Raw genomic sequence first — 2,845 nt, forward strand, 5'->3', positions numbered from 1 at the left:
CGACGACGTCCCCGCCGCCGGTCCCGACCTGGCCGCCCGCCTGGCCGACCCCCAGACCCCCGTGTGGGTGCTGACCGACGCGCACGGCCTCGTGCGCTCCGTGGTGCCCCGCGAGACGATCCTCGCCGCCGTCGACGCGACGCGGCGTCCCTGAACCGAAGGAGCCCCCCATGACCGAACCCACCGGCGTGAGCGCGCGCCGCGGCCCCCTGCGGGCCGGCCAGCGCGTGCAGATCAAGGACGCGAAGGGCCGCCTCAACACGATCACCCTGCTGCCCGGCGGGGAGTTCCACAGCTACCAGGGCGTGCTGCGGCACGACGACCTGATCGGCGGCTTCGAGGGCGTCGTGGTCGAGAACTCGGCCGGCCAGCCGTACCAGGTGCTGCGCCCCCTGCTGAACGACTTCGTCCTGTCCATGCCCCGCGGCGCCACGGTGGTCTACCCGAAGGACGCGGCGCAGATCGTGCAGCAGGCGGACATCTTCCCGGGCGCCGTCGTGGTCGAGGCCGGCGTGGGCTCCGGCGCCCTGTCCATGTCCCTGCTGCGCGCCGTGGGCGACCACGGTCGCCTGCACTCCTACGAGCGCCGCCCGGAGTTCGCGGACGTCGCCCGGGCCAATGTGGAGGCCTTCTTCGGCGCCGAGCACCCCGCCTGGTCGGTGCACCTCGGCGACGCGCAGGAGGAGATGCCCAAGGTCCACGAGCCGGGCTCCGTGGACCGGGTGGTCCTGGACATGCTGGCCCCCTGGGAATGCCTCGACGCCGTCGCCGAGGTCCTGGCCCCCGGCGGTGTGTGGCTGAACTACGTGGCCACCGCCACCCAGCTCTCCCGCGTGGCCGAGGCCATCCGGGACTCGGGCCGCTTCACGCAGGTCGAGGCCAACGAGACCCTCGTGCGCGGCTGGCACCTGGACGGGCTCGCCGTGCGCCCCGACCACCGCATGGTCGCGCACACCGGCTTCCTCCTCACGGCCCGCCGCCTGGCCTCGGGCGAGGAGGCGCTGCGCCTGAAGAAGCGCTCCAAGGTCTCCGAGTTCAAGGCCGAGGACGTCGAGGCCTGGCAGCCGGCCGACGCGGCCCGGTGGACGCCCGAGGCCCTCGGCGAACGGCCGATCACGGACAAGAAGGCGCGCAAGGCGGCGAAGGAGGCCCGCCTCATGGCCGCGCGGTCACGCGCCGCCGAGCAGGGCGTGGACGCGTACGGTGGGAGGACCCAGACCGGGGAGCAGGACTGAGTGGACGGAGCACCGGTGGACCACCACGCGCAATCAGGCACGGAGCACGCCGAGCAGCGCCTCGCCGAGGCGCGGGAGCTGCTGCGGCAATCCCAGGCCGAGGCCGAACGGCTGCGGCACCAGCTGCAGTCCGCCCAGCGGCACGCCGCCGGCCTGAGCGAACGCCGTCGGGCCGCCGAGGCCCAGACGCAGACGGCCGCCCGCAACAACCGGCGCATGGTCGAGCTGCTCGAGGCCACGCGCGCCGAGATCACGACGCTCAAGGAGAACCTGGACGCCGTCACGCATCCGCCGTTCACCTTCGCCACCCTCGAGGCCGTCCACGCCCCGCGCGAGCCCGAGGAGGGCGTGGAGACCGGCGCCGTGGTGCGCGGGGGAGCGGACGTCGTGCAGAACGGCCGGCGGCTGCGCGTGACGGTCTCCCCACTGCTCGACGCCGCCCGCCTCACCCCCGGCGCCCAGGTGCTGCTGGACGAGTCCAGCTCGATCGTCGGCGTCGCCCCGGGCACGGGGTCGGGTCAGCTGCTGCGCGTCAAGGAGGCGCTGCCCGACGGCGGCCTCGTCCTGGCCGGCACGGCGGACGAGGAGCGCGTGGTGCGGCGCGCGCCCGCGCTGGAGGGCGTCGACCTGCGCCACGGGGACGCCGTCACCGTGGACGCCCGCGTCGAATGGGCGCTGCGGCGGGTCGAGCTGTCCGAGGTGGACGAGGTGCTGCTGGAAGAGGTCCCGGACGTCACGTTCGAGGACATCGGCGGCCTCGGCCCGCAGATCGACCGGATCCGCGAGGCCGTCGAGATCCCGTTCCTGCACCCGGAGGTCTACCGCGAGCACGGTCTGCGCGCCCCCAAGGGGATCATGCTGTACGGCCCGCCCGGCACCGGCAAGACCATGCTCGCCAAGGCCGTGGCCAACGCCCTCTCGGCCCGCAGCGCGGACGGCGAGCGCTCGTTCTTCCTCAACGTCAAGGGACCCGAGCTGCTGAACAAGTACGTGGGCGAGACCGAGCGGCAGATCCGCGTCATCTTCGACCGGGCCCGCGAGAAGGCCGACGCCGGCTTCCCCGTGGTCATCTTCTTCGACGAGATGGAGTCGCTGTTCCGCACGCGCGGCTCCGGCGTCTCCTCGGACGTGGAGACCACGATCGTCCCGCAGCTGCTCACCGAGATCGACGGCGTCGAGGCCCTCGAGAACGTGATCGTCATCGGCGCCTCCAACCGCGAGGACATGATCGACCCGGCCGTGCTCCGCCCCGGCCGACTGGACGTGAAGATCCGCGTGGACCGTCCCGACGCCGACGGCGCCGCGGAGATCATGGCCAAGCACCTCACCGTAGACGTGCCCCTGCACGCCGACGACGTCGTCGCGGCCGGCTCCGCGGACGCGGCCCGCGCGACGCTCATCGCCCGGACGGTCGCCGCCCTCTACGACCGCGGCGCGGACACCGCGCTGGCGGAGCTGACGGACGTGTCCGGCACGACCCACGCCCTGCACCTGGCCGACCTCGTCTCGGGCGCCGTGGTGGCCGACGTCGTGGACCGCGCCAAGCGGCACGCGGTGCGCGACTACCTGGCCGCCGGCCAGGCCCCGGCCGCGCTCGGCGTCCGCGAGGG

The 2,845-nt window shown here is 74.0% G+C and carries 2 protein-coding genes; both read left to right on the forward strand.

The features are described from left to right. Positions 1 to 170: 170 nt before the first annotated feature. Positions 171 to 1,235 (forward strand): tRNA (adenine-N1)-methyltransferase, encoded by a 1,065-nt coding sequence (locus tag HMPREF3105_RS11655; protein WP_070709752.1) that lies wholly within the window; start codon positions 171 to 173, stop codon positions 1,233 to 1,235. Beyond that, the coding region (gene arc, locus HMPREF3105_RS11660; RefSeq protein WP_070709755.1) for a proteasome ATPase at positions 1,236 to 2,845 on the forward strand (1,610 nt) is incomplete at its 3' end. It abuts the gene before it with no gap.

It is taken from the genome of Micrococcus sp. HMSC31B01 (assembly GCF_001816085.1).
Classification (GTDB): Bacteria; Actinomycetota; Actinomycetes; order Actinomycetales; family Micrococcaceae; genus Micrococcus; species Micrococcus luteus.